Origin of the sequence: Amazonocrinis nigriterrae CENA67 (assembly GCF_016056305.1) — a bacterium.
Lineage (GTDB): Bacteria > Cyanobacteriota > Cyanobacteriia > Cyanobacteriales > Nostocaceae > Amazonocrinis > Amazonocrinis nigriterrae.
The window spans coordinates 12,459-27,410 of sequence record NZ_JAECZC010000036.1 but is presented as its reverse complement, the minus strand read 5'-3'; the positions used below and the strand labels follow the sequence as shown (position 1 = coordinate 27,410).

Sequence of the window (14,952 nt, the reverse complement as noted above, 5' to 3'; positions counted from 1 at the left end):
TCAGTCATCTAAAGAATATATTGCTCACCGTCTGTTTCAATCGGTAGATAAATTGAAATCACTACTAGATAAGCTGTTAAACCAAGGTGAGTTAGTGATTAAGTGCCATCGGAAAATCAAAAATAAAGGCAATGTCAACTATATTGCAACTTAAATGCTGATTAGCTTACACTACTATTTTTTAGCGATCGCCAAACTTTTCGGTCTACTGAGATTTGCTCTTATACTTGGCTGATTTATTAACTTTACTTATGTCACAAGGTCAACTCAGCAATGCAATACTAGTATTTAAAATTACTAATCTTTAACCAAAATCCACTTAGACAAGTATTCACAAAAGAGTGATCGCAGAACTTTTTGGTCTACTGAATGTTGCATATTATTACTACTATCAAGCAACTAAATATATAGTGAGATATTAAAAAGAGGTTAATCAAAGCCACTTTCCCAAAAAGGGACTTTCCAAATATGCTTAGTGTTGATGACAAGGTTGTACTCTTACATCAGTGTATTGCCCAGGATGCTTGTGTTGATTGGCAAACTGGAGAAATTCCCACTTGTACAATTGCCAATTTGACTTCAGCGATACAAGCAAATCAATATTATTACGACAATCCTGAGTGGGCAAAAGGCTATTTTGATGCTTGTCATCGAGACGAAGCATTTAAACAATGTTGGCAAGCAGCAGTTGGTAGGGGATTTCCAGAAAATAAAATGCCCAACCGTCGCTTTCGCCCCGAAGGGGCGAAAGCGCCTCAGTCCTCGGTTTGAGCCAAAATATATTATTTGTGGACTGGTTCTATTAATGGTGTCAAGTTACAAGTCTGGGCTACTTGGTTATTCTATGCTGTTTTAATTGACTTATCCCCTGCCCCCCTGCCCCTCTGCCCCTCTGCTCCCCTGCTCCCCTGCTTGCCTAAATGTATCAACTTTGAGGTTATGTTTATTTACCCGTTTCTACTTGCTTCAATTCGGCAATGTATCGATTTCAGCTTTGACTACAGTGGGATCATCTGTGCGTTCGATGCGAAAACCAAGTTTTTCGCAAACTTTTTGCATGGCATAATTGTCAACCAGGATATCAGCAGTGATTTTGGTTAGTTGCTCATCTCGACTAACTTGCAGTAACCGTCGCAGTAATTCAGTGCCTATACCTTGGCATTGACAGCGATCGCTTACCAAAATAGCAAATTCTGCTTCGTTTGTATTATGTATTTTACTCAATCGACCGACTGCTAAAATTTCCCGTATCTGCGTTTGGGGATTTTGATATTCTACAACTAGAGCGATTTCGCGATCGTAATCAATAAAGCAAATACGTGTCAGCCGTTCATGGGCTACTCTTGACCGCAGCTTAATTAAATGGAAATAACGAAAATAAACACTTTGCTCTGAGAGTGTTTGATGAAATTGTACCATCAGCGGCTCATCTTCTGGACGGATGGGACGGATGGTAACTAACGTGCCGTCTTTCATCGTCCAATTTCCCACATATTGTATGGGATAGGGTCGAATTGCTAACTTTGGCAGTTGCTCTTGTTTCATATCTGCGTCGTGCAGGATCATCCTAGCATCGAGGGCAATTAATTCAAAAGACGAAGCCAGCAACGGATTAATATCGATTTCCTTAATCCAACGTTGTTCTACAACTAATTGACTAAATCGCACCATTAATTGTTCAAGGGCAGCCATATCAACACTTTTGCGTCCCCGGACTCCTTGAAGGGCTTTGTAAATTTGTGTTTGCTCCATCATGCGGCGCGCTAAAGTGGTATTCAGGGGTGGAAGTGCGATCGCGCGATCGTGAAAAACTTCGACAAGTTGTCCTCCTGTACCAAAAAGCAACACCGGGCCAAACTGTGCATCAAGACTACTGCCAATAATCAGTTCATAACCGACCATTTTCACCATTGGCTGCACGGTTACACCTAGGAAGAGTACTGAGGAGCCACTGCGGTCTTGGGGTCTCCCCAAGTGGAGCATGTGGCGTTGCTGAGGAGCCACTGCGGTCTTGGGGTCTCCCCAAGTGGAGCATGTGGCGTTGCTGAGGAGCCACTGCGGTCTTGGGGTCTCCCCAAGTGGAGCATGTGGCGTTGCTGAGTTTTGAGTGTTGAGTGCTGAGTAATGAGGGTCGTGTTGTAGTTTCTCGTGTAAAGATGATTCAATAGTGCGGTAGGCGTGTCGTACAGCATCAGCATCTTTTAAATTTAACTGCACACCGCCAACATCAGTTTTATGGGTAATTATCTCGGAAAACAGCTTTAAAACAACCGGATAGCCAATTTTTTGGGCACATTCAACTGCTTCATCTTCACTTTTAGCAACGCAAGTGGCAACTACAGGAATACCATAAGCTGCTAAAATCTGCTTTGATTCAAACTCTGTGAGAATAGTTCGCTGTGCCTGGCGTGCTGTTTGGATAATTTTTTCCACACATTTACGGTCTGGTATCCCTGACGACGCATCATTTGTTGGCATTACCGGAGTTTCGTAGATACCGCGCAGGTTATAACTAGATTGCCACATGTAAGTAAACAAGCGAGCGGCGGTATCAGGATAAGCATAAGTCGGGATATGATTACGATTGAGAATCATCTCGCCTGCTGCCACATCTGCGCCTCCCATCCAACTAGCAAGGATGGGTTTACCAGACATCTGCGCGTAGGGTTTCAATTGTTCGGCTGTTTGGGTGGGGTCTGTCATCGCTTGGGGTGTGAGAATCACCAATAAGCCTTCACTATTGGGATCTTTAGCAGCAATTTCCAAGGCTTTGGTATATCTTTGTGGGTCAGCGTCGCCTAGAATATCAATTGGGTTGCCATGACTCCAATGTGTTGGTAATAGTTGGTTTAAGGCTGCGCTAGTTTCCTCAGAAATGGGTGCAACTTCTCCACCAGCAGCAATCAAAGCATCAGTAGCAAGTACTCCCGGCCCACCTGCGTTAGTTAAAATTGTCAGGCGTGGGCCTTTGGGACGCGGTTGTTTTGCGAGTAACTCCGCCATATCAAACAAGTCAGAAATGCTGTTGACGCGCAACACCCCACAACGCCTAAAAGCTGCATGAAGCACTTCATCACTTCCTGTTAATGCGCCAGTGTGGGAAGCTGCTGCTTTGGCTGCGGCTTCACTACGACCTGCTTTAATCACAATAATCGGCTTAGTTAAAGCAACTTCCCGCGCTGCTGAGAGAAATGAACGCGCATCCCCGATTGATTCCATGTAAATTACAATACTTTTAGTGTGGGGGTCATCACCAAGGTAATAAATCAAATCTCCCCAACCCACATCTAGCATCGAACCAAGGGAAACAAAGGCGCTAAAACCAACGTTTTCTCTGAAACTCCAATCAAGGATAGCAGTACAAAGCGCTCCACTTTGACTAATAAAGCCGACATTTCCAGGACGCGCCATTGTACTGGCAAAAGTCGCATTTAAACCTGTGCGTGGACTCATCACACCCAAGCAGTTCGGGCCAATAATCCGCATTTTGCCACGATGGGCTTGCTCAAGTATTTGCTGTTCTAAGGCTACACCCTCAGCACCAGCTTCTTTAAAACCTGCACTCAAGATAATTGCACCTTTGACACCTGCATCTACGCACTGACTAATAATATCTGGGACTGTTGGCGCTGGGGTGGCAATAACTGCTAAATCAACTAATTCCGGGACATCATGTATAGTTGGGTAAGCTTTGATGCCCAGTATGCTGTGGCGCTTGGGATTGACAGGGAAAATAGTGCCACCAAAAGGATTACTAATTAAGTTCCATAATAGAGTGCGTCCAACACTATCAGCCTTTTCGCTAGCACCAATTACAGCCACAGTTTTGGGTGCAAATATGGCATCGAGGGGATTAACTTTCTCGGCTCGTAAAATATCATAAGCGCGTTCGACGGCTGGCTGCATAGGCTTTTGCATACTTTTGAATAAGTAAGTAGGTTGGTGCGAATAAAGTTAATTGGTGTTCGCGTAGCGTCTTTGACAGGAGGGGGTTGTTAGTTGTCAGTTGTCACTGGTCAGTTGTCAGTGGTCAAAGTCTCAGACATATTTACGTTTCGTAAAATAGTTATGTTGATTTTCACTTACTTGGTGTAAAAATTAATCTTCCCTACTGCCTACTAATAATTTGGGTAATTTTTTGAATGGCGATCGCTATTCCAGTTTCGGCAATTGGTGATAAAGTGTAGCCTAATTCAAAGTTTACTCCTGGGACTTTAATCCACCAAGCTGGCGGACAATAACCGTAAATTGCTTGAGTCAGAGCTAAGAGCGATCGCGGTTCGGCTGTATGTGCTGTGATATAATTGCCGGATGCAGGTAAAATTGGTTCTACTTGCACCTGAGAACTTTCGGACATCAAACAAGCATCGATAAAGACTGCCAAATCACTGTTTGCTAAAGCTTCAGCAAGTTCAGGTGTGAGTTGGTGGACAGCAATAGATTTCATGTTTGATAGATGCAACGCCTTAGCTACTCGTTGCCCAATACCATCATCACTACGCAACTCATTACCATAACCAATCGCTATTACATGACAATTCATACTTGTTAACTGCCTAACCTCATTTTGAAGTTAGTTAAAAAACTTGAGGAACTTGTGAGGAGCTAGAGAAGCTTTGAACTAATCCTCACAGTTTTTTCCAAATATTGACATTTGTGATGGAAGTAAATGTAATTTAATATATAGTTAATCCTTTATCGATCAGCAAAGCACCCGAATTGGCAAGACGTTCGTACCAATGCTGATTCACTACTGAGGCAGATCAAAAAGTTCTTTGACTTTCCAGTTATTGAAATCGTTTTCTTATGCTCCAAAGACTGTATATACACAACTTCAGATGCCTAGAAAACTTTGAACTGCCCACAAAGGGAATGTCATCTGTTCTCTTAATTGGTAAAAATGGTGCAGGTAAATCGACTGTTGCCTATGCATTAGAGGTGCTTCAATCCGTCGGGCGAGGTATAAATAGAGTTGGTCAACTTGTCCAGTCGAAAGATTTTGCTCGTGGCAGGTCTGATGTGCCGATTCGCTTTGAAATAGAAGTATTACTTGACGATAAATTATACAAATATATCCTTGCCTTGGAGTTACCAGAAAAATTTAAAGAACTTAGAGTTTTTGAAGAACAACTGTTAGTTTCAGGAGAACCAATATACTCACGAAAAGAAGCCAAAGTCACTCTTTACAATCGTGAAGCTCAATTTTCGGTGGATTGGCATCTTGTGGCCCTTCCAGTAATACAGGAGCAATCAGAGACTGATCGACTTCGTATTTTCAAAACTTGGCTTGCTCGCATGATTATTTTAGCTCCCATCCCAAGCTTGATGACTGGAGAATCTAACGGTGAAACTTTAGAACCAAAGCGAGAGGGTTCAAACTTCGGTGAGTGGATTTCTGGGTTACTTAGTCGTTATCCTGCTGCTTATACACAAGTTGATAAATATCTTCGAGAAGTTATGCCTGACATTCAGGATTTTCTGAATGAACAGATTGGCAAAGACTCTAAAAATATGATTGTTCGGTTTGAAGCAAATAATGCAAATCTGAGTATTGATTTTAAGGATTTATCAGATGGGGAGAAATGCTTTTTTCTTTGTGCTGTTGTTTTAGCTGCTAACAAATTTTATGGGCCACTTCTTTGCTTTTGGGATGAGCCTGATAACTATCTATCCTTATCAGAAGTTGGACATTTTGTTACATCACTGCGACGTTCATTTAAGAATAGTGGTCAAATTTTAGTGACATCTCATAATCCTGAAGCAATCCGAAAATTTTCAGATGAAAATACCTTAGTTCTCCATCGAAAAAACCACTTAGAACCAACTTTAATAAGACCGCTCAGTGATATATCTATTCAAGGTGATCTTGTAGATGCCTTGATTCGTGGCGATGTAGAACTATGAGCATAAATAAGTATCAGCTGCACGTTTTTGTATTGCCAGAAGATGATGCTAATCGCCAGATCGCAAACGGATTTACTCTGAATCTAAACCTCAACAGTCGGGCTATTCAAGTTTTACCAGAGGCTCGTGGCTGGGAAAATGTTGTAGAGATATTCACGAATGATTATGCTACTACAATGCGACAATATCCAAAGAGAATGATTGTCTTGCTGATTGATTTCGATGAAGATGAAGATAGACTGAGTTATGTTAAGGATAAGATTCCAATGGATCTAATTGACAGAGTATTTGTTATTGGAGCACTATCTGAACCAGAAATTTTAAGGAGAGACATTAGAAAGAGTTTTGAGGATATAGGAGAATCTCTTGCCAAAGATTGCTCTGACAATACGAATAAATTATGGGGACATGATCTTCTCAAACACAATAGAACTGAGTTAGATCGTATGATTGTATCTATCAAACCATTTCTGTTTGATTTGCAATAATGTTGTTGAATGGCAGATGCCCAACACCCTGTTTCAAATAAACACACCAGGGTCAACTTGAAAAAAATCTCCTAAAGCCTTAGCTTGAGATTTACTAATATCTTGCTGATTATTAACTAGTTCATAGACAAGATTTTCAGAACCCAAAATATTTACTAAATCTGACTGTTGGATATTCTTTTGCTCCATCAAAAACAGTAACATAGAATGAGGTGTCGATTCTCGACCTGGTAAATAGTATTCTTGTTCAAATTTTTCTATTAAAGTAATTAGCAGTTCATAAAGTTCATTTTCTTCAGGACTGCGATTAGGAAGATGCATCAATTCTTCGACTATCGCCAAAGCTTTTTCATTGTCTTCTTCATTTTTAATTAACTTTGGTTGATACTTAACTAATAATTCTTTATATTTATCTTGATTAAAAATAAGGGTCATTTTTCCATTCCTCCTTATCATATTCAGCATGGGTAAGGATATATTTTATATAAATCAATTGCTTTTCATAATCTATACTTACAATTAGCCGATATTTATTGCCTTTGATGTTGAATACAGTAAAATCACTAACTGCTTCGGCTGTTGGGAAAACAGATTGCACTTCAACCAAATTATACCAATCTGCATTGCTAGCAATTTTATACCAGTTATCAAGTGCTGTACGACAATCAGCGTGTTTTTCACAAAACTCTCTTAAGCGTCGGTAGCTGATAACATGCATTTTTCGTAATTAACTAATTTTAACCCAATTCTAGAGCTTTTTGTGTCTTTGTTCTTATTTTCTCCGTTTTCATATTCTAATGGGATAAAAATATTAGTAAGTATTAGCCGTAATGCACTATATCTATCGGTGCGTTAAGCGTTGCTATAATGCACCCTACTGGCTATTTTCTCAAATTTAGTTTCGTGCCTAATTCTCAGTTTAGCTGTTTGAGGAATTCACCAAAGGTATCCGTATCCTGGCTCAGAGGATGTTTGGAAAGTGGTTTTGAATACTCAAATCCTAGCTTGAAGGGAGTCGGGAGTAGGGAATAGGGAGTGGGTAAAACGAAAATTTTGATATTTTTAGCTTTGTTTGAGGTTGATTGTACTTAGATTTTATCTAAAATCTAAATTATTGAGACTTTTTAAACAACCTCTCAATACCTAGTACTAGCCAAAACCGCTAATTTCGTCTTCGATTTCAAAAGTTTGTGTTTGATTGACTTTTTTGGTTGATTACTTTGTCCTGGTGTCACATAAAAGATTGCGAGATTGATGGTATTTTATTTAGGCACAAACTCCTTTATCCCAATTGCGATCCAAGCTATGACACTTAATTTATATTTATTGCGGCATGGAGAAACTACTTTTAGTCAAAGTGGTAATTTCTGCGGTGAAACTGATGCTCTGTTGACACCCGAAGGGGTGCAGATGGCAGAGAGTTTTGCCAATGTTTATCAAAAATTGAAGTGGGAAGCGGTTTATGTTAGCCCAATGAAGCGCACAATAGCAACTGCCAAGCCATTGTGTGATGCCATTGGTATGAATATGCAGTTGCGTGACGGGCTTAGAGAAGGTAGTTACGGCGAATGGGAAACTAAGAGTAAATCGTTTGTCCAAGAGAATTACCCAGAAAACTATGTAAAATGGTTGACAGAACCCGCTTGGAATGCACCACTAGGTGGAGAAACTGCGGTAGATATTGCTAACCGTTCTATGCCTGTAATTGCTGAAATTCAAGAAAAACATTCCCAAGGTAATGTTTTAGTAGTTTCCCATAAAGCCACGATTCGGATTATGCTTTGCAGTTTACTGGGAATTGATTTGGGGCGCTATCGCTATCGGGTGAATATTTTGGTCGCGTCGGTAAGTATGGTTAAATTTGACGTTAATGGCCCTTTGTTAGAAATATTAGGCGATCGCCATCATATACCTGATCGTATTCGCTCTCGTCCGGGAACATAATAGTCCCTACTAGTAGGTCAAAATAATTCGTAATTGATAATTCATAATTCGTAATTACACCCCATACCTCAAGTTAGTTTCTCTGAACAATGAATAACTTTTTTTATTTTCCATTAATAAATTAAGTTGCTCTGCATCCTCAATTTATTAAATATTAATTACGAATTACGAATTACGAATTAGTAATTATTTGGTCATTTGGCACGCTTATAGCCATTGTTGGAAAAGGAGTTTGCGTGTTCTAGTGTGATACTTTGTACAAGCGCCAGAACCACCCAATCGATGTTGCAGCGATCGCCAACGAGTGGGATGGGGCGTACTCGATTAGCTCGCAATCTGCTGTATCTGCTGTTAATTCCGCCAAATTTCATTTACAATACTCCCATTTATCCCAACTAGTTGAATATGCAAAGGCATTTGTCCTGCGGCATGAGTTGAACAACTTAAACAAGGGTCAAAAGCTCTAATTCCAGCTTCAACACGGTTTAACATACCTTCAGGAATTTCTGAACCATGAATAAAATGTCGGGCAATTTGCGCGACTGTACGATTCATTGCCAGATTATTCTGACCTGTGGCAATGACTAAATTTACTTTCTGAAGCAACCCATTTTCATCAACTTTGTAATGGTGAAATAATGTACCGCGTGGTGCTTCACTCACACCCACTGCTTCTAATTGATTAATGCCAGCATCAGCACGCAGTCGATTTGATAGTAAATCTGGGTCATCTAGTAATATTTCAATTCGCTCAATTGATGCCAAAATTTCAATTAATCTGGCGTAGTGATAGAAAAATGATGAGGTGACAGTGCCTTTTCCTCTATCTCTAAATTCTTTCAACTCCGCATCAGCTAAAGGTGTACCAATGTGACTGCAAATATTCAGACGTGCCAGCGGCCCTACCCGATAAATACCACTATCTAAACGACAATAGTCGCTTTCATTAGGATAACCCAAAGGACGATAGTAAGGAGACTTTAAATAAGAATCAGGTTGAACTGCTTCACCAATAAATTCTTGATAATTAGTTGCATCCAGTTTATCAGCAATGATATTTCCCGCACTATCTACAAAACGAATATATCCGTAGTAGTTCTCCCATAAACCATCAGGGGTAACTAACCCCATAAATAAAGTAGGAAAATTCCCAAAGGTTTGCACTTCTTTTTGATAATCATCGAGTAAGCTTTTAAATCTCCCCAGTGCATCTAATATTGTGGTGCGTACTTCGGGAATGCGGTTCTGAATATGGGTGCGTCCTTCTATGGATAAAGGTTCACGGACACCGCCAGGAACCGCCCATGATGGATGTATTTTACGCCCTCCTAATTGTTCAATAATCTCTTGTCCAAATTGACGCAAGCGAATTCCGCCACGGGCAAATTCTGGTTCAGCTGCAATTAAGCCAAATATATTACGTTTTTCGGGGTCGCTATCCATTCCTAATAACAAATCTGGGGCGCTGAGATGGAAGAAACTCAAGGCGTGAGATTGAATAATTTGCCCCAAATTCATCAAGCGACGCAGTTTTTCAGCTGCTTTGGGAATTGTCACAGCGAGGATGCGATCGCCCGCCTTCGCTGATGCCAACAAATGACTCACTGGACAAATTCCACAAATTCGCGCCGTAATTCCTGGCATTTCCCACAAGGGGCGACCTTCACAAAACTTTTCAAAACCACGAAATTCTGTGACATGAAAACGAGCATCGCTCACTTGTCCTGTATCGTCCAGATAAATACTAATTTTGGCGTGTCCTTCAATGCGGGTAACTGGGTCGATGATGACTTTTTTCATGACTGATGGCTGATGACTGATGACTGTAAACAGTGGGATATTTTTTTGCTTGAAAGCGCCCAACGGGCACGTTCTTCGCTCCCGCAAAATATGAAAAAAACACTTTCAAACCCCTACTCCCTACTCCCTGTGTTTCTTGAAAGTTCCTTACCGAGCATCAGGCCAAGTACTGTACCAGTTATCGTAGATTGTTTTGGCTTGTGGATATTCATCACAGTATTCTTCAAAGGCTGTTTTCACTACTTTCTCAGCCCTTTGATGTGCTATCTCAGCTTGTAATTCTTCTATTGCATCCCAAGCAGCTGCACATTCTTCTGAATACATGCCTTTTTGATCGCAAATGGTACGAGCTTTTTTAATTTCGTCTTGAAGCTGTTGTTCTAATAGAATAGTGTGGGGTTGCTCAAGAAAGTTACTATTAGCTATAATGTCAGCCAAAGAAATGATACCCAGTAGTTCGCCCTGAATCACCGGCGCTCTGTGTAAATTATGGTCGGCGAATAACCGTGCGATGTATTCTAAGCCAAGGTCAGGATTAACGATAATACAAGGCTTGGTCATCACTTCATAAACACGCACCTTAGAGGGATCTTTGCCATAAGCAATCACTTTATACACAATATCGCTTTCGGTAATAATGCCGTAGGCGTCTTGTTCATGGCGGCGATCTACAACCAGCGCTTTCCAGTCCCTTGCTTTTAATAGTCTGACTGCTTCAGCCACCGTTGCAGAACTGCGAATTGTGGCAACGTCTTTAGTCATAATGTCTACAGCTTTTAGCATAGTCAATCACCTCAAAAATCTTTTAGAATCCAGGACTGATACCAATTCGTAATTCGTAATTGTAGAAACGATTCGGCGAATCGTCTCTACTGCGTTGCGGGGTTTGAATGTGTTGCCGGATTTTAGAGAAATGGTATTAAACAAAATTATGAAAAAACTAAGTGTTTCTTGAAAGTTAACCAAACTTGATAAATTCGCGTCCTACAAGCAGTGGTTTTTCTCCTTTTAACAATGGCTCTAACGCTGCTTTAATCCGAGTTGCATCAGGTGGACAACCTGGTAAGTACACATCAACTGCTACTAATGAATGGACTGGTATGACTCGATCTAATAAGGGTGGTACAATACCCGGTTCATAGGGAATTGTGGCGTGAATATCGGCTGCTTCGATGTAACAACGTTGGAGAACAGGTTCGGCACTACCTAAAGGGTTGCGTAAAGCAGTAACATTGCCAGTGACAGCACAATCGCCAAAAGAAACAAGAATTTGCGATCGCTCTCTGACTTTGCGAATCGTTTCCAAATGCTCCTCGTTAGCAATTGCACCTTCGACTAACACCACATCCACACCTTCTGGATATTCTTTAATATCAGCGAAGGGACTATAAACTAAATCTACCAGTGTTGCTAAATCAATCAGCCATTCATCCAAATCGAGAAAAGACATGTGACAGCCAGAACAGCCGCCTAGCCAAACCGTTGCTAATTTTAAACGAGCCATAATAATTCGTAATTCGTAATTCGTAATTCGTAATTCGTAATTCGTAATTCGGGAATTGGGAATTGGATTTTACTATTAGTCATCAGATCTCACCCATTACCTATTACCCATTACCCATTACCCATCTCTAAAGGTTCCATTCCTGTTTCTCCCGTGCTGTGACTAGGAAATTGAGTTTGGCGCGATCGCGTTTCATTTCACCGACGCTGGAGCCTTGGTAAAAAATTGCACCTGTTGGACAAGCATTAACGCATTTGCCACAGGATGTACAAGTATCTGAGGTTCCCCAAGGTTGATTTAAATCGGTGATTACATGGGAATTTGTGCCTCTGCCTGCCATGTCCCAAGTATGCGCTCCTTCGATTTCGTCACAAACACGTACGCAACGAGTGCAAAGAACACAACGGTTGTGGTCTACGCCAAAGCGATCGTGAGAAACATCGACTTTGCGATCGGGGAAATGGTAATCTAAACGTACATGATCCATACCCATTTCAATTGCCAAGTCTTGCAATTCGCAATTACCATTAGCTACGCACACCGAGCAAATGTGATTACCTTCAGCAAACAGCATTTCTATAATTGTGCGACGATATTTTTGCAGGCGATCGCTAGAAGTTTGCACTTCCATCCCCTCAGCAACTTTCGTTACACAAGCAGGTTGAAGTTTATTACTGCCAGCAATTTCTACTAAACAAAGCCGACAAGCCCCAACATCTCCAACTCCTTCTAAATGGCACAAAGTCGGAATGTGAATCCCCGCATCCTGCGCTGCTTGCAGAATTGTTTCCTCTTCACGAGCGCTGATTAATTGTTCATTGATTGTTAATGTTTTTACTGCCATTTATTATTTATTCCTTATGAAGCTAATGTGCATTAATGCACAATTTTTCCAGTTCTTTGTAAATACAAATGACAAATAACTATTGACTATTGACTATTGACTAATGACTAATCAAAACCAAATATTCATCACGGAAGTAACGCAAGGTACTAAATACTGGATTGGGCGCAGACTGACCAAGACCGCACAAGCTGGTATGCTTTACCATGTCACATAGTTCTTCTAGCAGTTCTAAGTCAGCAAGAGATGCTTTACCCTCACTAATCTTTGTCAACAATTTATACAACTGCACTGTCCCCACCCGACAGGGAATACATTTACCGCAAGATTCATCCATGCAAAATTCCATGAAGAAGCGGGCGACATCCACCATGTTGGTAGTTTCATCCATGACAATCATGCCACCGGAACCCATCATCGAACCGAGTTGAGTGAGTGATTCATAATCCACGGGACTATCAAAAGCTGCTGCTGGAATACATCCCCCAGAAGGGCCACCAGTTTGCACTGCTTTGACTACACCGCCATTGGGTACGCCACCGCCCATTGCTTCTACAATCTGTTTTAATGAAGTTCCCATGGGTACTTCTATCAAACCTGTGTTACGGATTTTGCCTGCCAAGGCAAAAACTTTTGTGCCTTTGCTCTTGGAAGTGCCAATGTTGGCGAACCAGTCAGCACCTTTGCGGATAATAGGTGCAACATTGGCGTAGGTTTCAACGTTATTAATTAAAGTAGGATAACCCCACAAACCAGATTCAGCAGGATAAGGCGGACGGGGATGAGGAGTGCCGCGTTTACCTTCAATAGAAGCCATTAAAGCAGTTTCTTCACCGCAGACATAAGCTCCTGCACCGATACGAATATCAATTTTAAAATCAAATCGAGAGTCAAAAATTTGACTGCCCAAAATGCCAAGACGTTGGGCTTGGCGAATTGCAGTTTGCAGACGGTTAATAGCAACGGGATATTCTGCGCGGATGTAGATGTAGCCTTGATTTGCTCCTACAGCATAAGCTGCGATCGCCATTCCTTCTAAAACGCGATGAGGATCACTTTCTAGGACACTACGATCCATAAACGCACCTGGATCGCCTTCATCGGCGTTGCAGATTACGAACTTGCGATCGCCTTTTGCTTTAGCAACTGTTGCCCATTTGACACCTGTAGGATAGCCAGCACCACCACGTCCCCGTAAACCACTGCGGGTAATAGTATCTACTACTTGGTTGGGTGTCATCTCCCGTAAGACATGGTAAAGGGCTTGATAACCTTTAGCAGCAATATAAGATTGAATGCGTTCGGGATCAATTTTGCCACTGTTTTCTAAGACAATCGGCATCTGGTATGTAAAAAATGGATGAGTTAAATCGCCTTGTTGGACTGTTGTCTCTCCTTCATTGAGAGCGGCGATAATTGAAGGTGCATCATCAGGTGTAACTTTCTCATACAATTTGCTATTTAGAGATTGCTTACACTCTTCCCCACTCCCGACTCCCGAACGCCACATGCTCCACTTGGGGAGACCCCAAGACCGCAGTGGCTCCTCCCGACTCCCCACTTCCACTAATGGCCCTTGACAGCACAAACGCATACAGCCAACGCCACGAACCTCCACTGTTTCTGTTAAATTCTCTGCTTCTACAGCCTCTTCTAAACGCTGTTTCACAGCTTGTGAATTGGCAGACAGACAACCCGCTGCAACACAACAGCGAATTTGCACAGGTTTCTCTAAAGCACGTTCTTTTTGGGCAATTTCAAGTAATTCAGGTAGATCCATCTTGCAACCATCCTTTGATGTGATCAAGAACTGATTCAGGGGTTTGATTGCCTAAAACAGTGCCATCAAATACTACAGCCGGTGCAATCCCACAGGCACCTAAACACCTTGCTGTTAGCAGTGAAATCTGACCATCTGCCGAGGTTTCACCAGCTTGGATGTGGGCAGACTTTTCTAAATTTGCCAGGATAGCTTGAGCGCCTTTGACGTAACAAACGGTACCCGTACATACCACACAAGTATGTACACCACTAGGTGCAAGTGAAAACAAATGGTAGAATGTGGCAACACCATAAACTCGACTAGGTGGCAGTTTAAGCTGATGTGCAATGTAAATTAATACATCTTTTTCTAAGTAACCAAAAAGTTCTTGCGCTTTATGCAATATCTCAATGAGTGCATCCTGTTGATACTGGTAGCGTTTGATAGTTGCATCCAGCATCTTGAAGCGCTGATCACCACGAGTTGCTCTTGGTGCTTTTACCGTGTTGTTAGTTTTAACAGCAGATGCTGAATTCATGGTTTGAGCCTTTTGAGAAGTTAGATCAATTCAATGGACTTTTCTAAGTTCTTTCGTCGTTATTGCTCTGGCCTCTTTTTCAGGTGTTCCAAGTTTTACAATTAGGATGATAGAAGAACAATTTGAGAAACTTGTGAGGACAGTTAAGTCAGTAGGCGCGATAAAATC

At 41.4% G+C, this 14,952-nt stretch carries 14 protein-coding genes and 1 pseudogene; 5 read left to right on the top strand and 10 right to left on the bottom strand.

The features are described 5' to 3' along the window. Nucleotides 1–4: 4 nt before the first annotated feature. Nucleotides 5–154: pseudogene (locus I8748_RS18435) on the top strand (IS630 family transposase); the annotation flags it as partial. A gap of 314 nt (nucleotides 155–468) precedes the next feature. Further along, nucleotides 469–771, top strand: coding sequence for a hypothetical protein (locus tag I8748_RS18430; protein ID WP_198126026.1), 303 nt, complete (start codon nucleotides 469–471; stop codon nucleotides 769–771). Nucleotides 772–966: 195 nt separating this feature from the next. Here I8748_RS18430 and I8748_RS18425 read toward each other — a convergent pair whose 3' ends face one another. Both I8748_RS18425 and I8748_RS18420 read right to left on the bottom strand, forming a co-directional pair. Then, nucleotides 967–3,918: a bifunctional acetate--CoA ligase family protein/GNAT family N-acetyltransferase gene (locus I8748_RS18425; RefSeq protein WP_198126025.1), complete on the bottom strand. Its 2,952-nt coding sequence runs from the start codon at nucleotides 3,916–3,918 to the stop codon at nucleotides 967–969. Between the two features lie 190 nt (nucleotides 3,919–4,108). After that, on the bottom strand, nucleotides 4,109–4,543 hold the full coding sequence (locus tag I8748_RS18420) for a hydrogenase maturation protease (protein WP_198126024.1): 435 nt from the start codon (nucleotides 4,541–4,543) through the stop codon (nucleotides 4,109–4,111). A gap of 263 nt (nucleotides 4,544–4,806) precedes the next feature. Here I8748_RS18420 and I8748_RS18415 point away from each other — a divergent pair, with 263 nt between their 5' ends. Both I8748_RS18415 and I8748_RS18410 read left to right on the top strand, forming a co-directional pair. Further along, a complete protein-coding gene (locus I8748_RS18415) occupies nucleotides 4,807–5,904 on the top strand; it encodes an AAA family ATPase (protein WP_198126023.1) in 1,098 nt (365 codons plus the stop codon). Then, nucleotides 5,901–6,392: a hypothetical protein gene (locus tag I8748_RS18410; RefSeq protein ID WP_198126022.1), complete on the top strand. Its 492-nt coding sequence runs from the start codon at nucleotides 5,901–5,903 to the stop codon at nucleotides 6,390–6,392. The genes I8748_RS18415 and I8748_RS18410 overlap by 4 nt, the downstream gene beginning before the upstream one ends. Nucleotides 6,393–6,425: 33 nt before the next feature. Here I8748_RS18410 and I8748_RS18405 read toward each other — a convergent pair whose 3' ends face one another. Beyond that, the gene (locus I8748_RS18405) at nucleotides 6,426–6,827 is read right to left on the bottom strand and encodes a helix-turn-helix domain-containing protein (protein WP_198126021.1); all 402 of its coding nucleotides are present in this window, start codon (nucleotides 6,825–6,827) and stop codon (nucleotides 6,426–6,428) included. Next, nucleotides 6,811–7,110: a type II toxin-antitoxin system HigB family toxin gene (locus I8748_RS18400; RefSeq protein ID WP_198126020.1), complete on the bottom strand. Its 300-nt coding sequence runs from the start codon at nucleotides 7,108–7,110 to the stop codon at nucleotides 6,811–6,813. Before I8748_RS18400 ends, I8748_RS18405 begins: the two co-directional genes overlap by 17 nt. A gap of 587 nt (nucleotides 7,111–7,697) precedes the next feature. Between I8748_RS18400 and I8748_RS18395 the strand changes: the two genes are divergently transcribed. Then, the gene (locus I8748_RS18395) at nucleotides 7,698–8,336 is read left to right on the top strand and encodes a histidine phosphatase family protein (RefSeq protein WP_198126019.1); all 639 of its coding nucleotides are present in this window, start codon (nucleotides 7,698–7,700) and stop codon (nucleotides 8,334–8,336) included. A 351-nt stretch (nucleotides 8,337–8,687) separates the two neighbouring features. Here the strand turns inward: I8748_RS18395 and I8748_RS18390 are convergent, their stop codons facing one another. The 6 genes from I8748_RS18390 to hoxE all read right to left on the bottom strand — a co-directional run bounded on the left by I8748_RS18390 (nucleotide 8,688) and on the right by hoxE (nucleotide 14,784). Further along, on the bottom strand, nucleotides 8,688–10,136 hold the full coding sequence (locus I8748_RS18390; RefSeq protein WP_198126018.1) for a Ni/Fe hydrogenase subunit alpha: 1,449 nt from the start codon (nucleotides 10,134–10,136) through the stop codon (nucleotides 8,688–8,690). 147 nt (nucleotides 10,137–10,283) lie between these two features. Next, the gene (locus I8748_RS18385) at nucleotides 10,284–10,919 is read right to left on the bottom strand and encodes a CP12 domain-containing protein (RefSeq protein WP_198126017.1); all 636 of its coding nucleotides are present in this window, start codon (nucleotides 10,917–10,919) and stop codon (nucleotides 10,284–10,286) included. Nucleotides 10,920–11,094: 175 nt separating this feature from the next. After that, a complete protein-coding gene (locus I8748_RS18380) occupies nucleotides 11,095–11,640 on the bottom strand; it encodes an NADH-quinone oxidoreductase subunit B family protein (RefSeq protein WP_198126016.1) in 546 nt (181 codons plus the stop codon). Nucleotides 11,641–11,767: 127 nt separating this feature from the next. Further along, the gene (gene hoxU / locus I8748_RS18375) at nucleotides 11,768–12,484 is read right to left on the bottom strand and encodes a bidirectional hydrogenase complex protein HoxU (RefSeq protein WP_198126015.1); all 717 of its coding nucleotides are present in this window, start codon (nucleotides 12,482–12,484) and stop codon (nucleotides 11,768–11,770) included. 100 nt (nucleotides 12,485–12,584) lie between these two features. Beyond that, complete coding sequence (locus I8748_RS18370; protein WP_198126014.1) at nucleotides 12,585–14,264, bottom strand: NuoF family protein; 1,680 nt, start codon at nucleotides 14,262–14,264, stop codon at nucleotides 12,585–12,587. Then, the gene (gene hoxE / locus I8748_RS18365; protein ID WP_198126013.1) at nucleotides 14,251–14,784 is read right to left on the bottom strand and encodes a bidirectional hydrogenase complex protein HoxE; all 534 of its coding nucleotides are present in this window, start codon (nucleotides 14,782–14,784) and stop codon (nucleotides 14,251–14,253) included. The genes I8748_RS18370 and hoxE overlap by 14 nt, the downstream gene beginning before the upstream one ends. Nucleotides 14,785–14,952: the final 168 nt, after the last annotated feature.

Excerpts from the sequence above, each read along its gene's own strand:
- I8748_RS18430 (WP_198126026.1), top strand. The coding sequence starts at position 469 with ATGCTTAGTGTTGATGACAAGGTTGTACTCTTACATCAGTGTATTGCC.
- I8748_RS18400 (WP_198126020.1), bottom strand. The coding sequence starts at position 7,110 with ATGCATGTTATCAGCTACCGACGCTTAAGAGAGTTTTGTGAAAAACAC.
- I8748_RS18395 (WP_198126019.1), top strand. The coding sequence starts at position 7,698 with ATGACACTTAATTTATATTTATTGCGGCATGGAGAAACTACTTTTAGT.
- I8748_RS18380 (WP_198126016.1), bottom strand. The coding sequence starts at position 11,640 with ATGGCTCGTTTAAAATTAGCAACGGTTTGGCTAGGCGGCTGTTCTGGC.
- I8748_RS18420 (WP_198126024.1), bottom strand. The coding sequence starts at position 4,543 with ATGAATTGTCATGTAATAGCGATTGGTTATGGTAATGAGTTGCGTAGT.
- I8748_RS18410 (WP_198126022.1), top strand. The coding sequence starts at position 5,901 with ATGAGCATAAATAAGTATCAGCTGCACGTTTTTGTATTGCCAGAAGAT.
- I8748_RS18425 (WP_198126025.1), bottom strand. The coding sequence starts at position 3,918 with ATGCAAAAGCCTATGCAGCCAGCCGTCGAACGCGCTTATGATATTTTA.
- I8748_RS18415 (WP_198126023.1), top strand. The coding sequence starts at position 4,807 with ATGCTCCAAAGACTGTATATACACAACTTCAGATGCCTAGAAAACTTT.
- I8748_RS18405 (WP_198126021.1), bottom strand. The coding sequence starts at position 6,827 with ATGACCCTTATTTTTAATCAAGATAAATATAAAGAATTATTAGTTAAG.
- hoxE (WP_198126013.1), bottom strand. The coding sequence starts at position 14,784 with ATGAATTCAGCATCTGCTGTTAAAACTAACAACACGGTAAAAGCACCA.
- I8748_RS18385 (WP_198126017.1), bottom strand. The coding sequence starts at position 10,919 with ATGCTAAAAGCTGTAGACATTATGACTAAAGACGTTGCCACAATTCGC.
- hoxU (WP_198126015.1), bottom strand. The coding sequence starts at position 12,484 with ATGGCAGTAAAAACATTAACAATCAATGAACAATTAATCAGCGCTCGT.
- I8748_RS18370 (WP_198126014.1), bottom strand. The coding sequence starts at position 14,264 with ATGGATCTACCTGAATTACTTGAAATTGCCCAAAAAGAACGTGCTTTA.
- I8748_RS18390 (WP_198126018.1), bottom strand. The coding sequence starts at position 10,136 with ATGAAAAAAGTCATCATCGACCCAGTTACCCGCATTGAAGGACACGCC.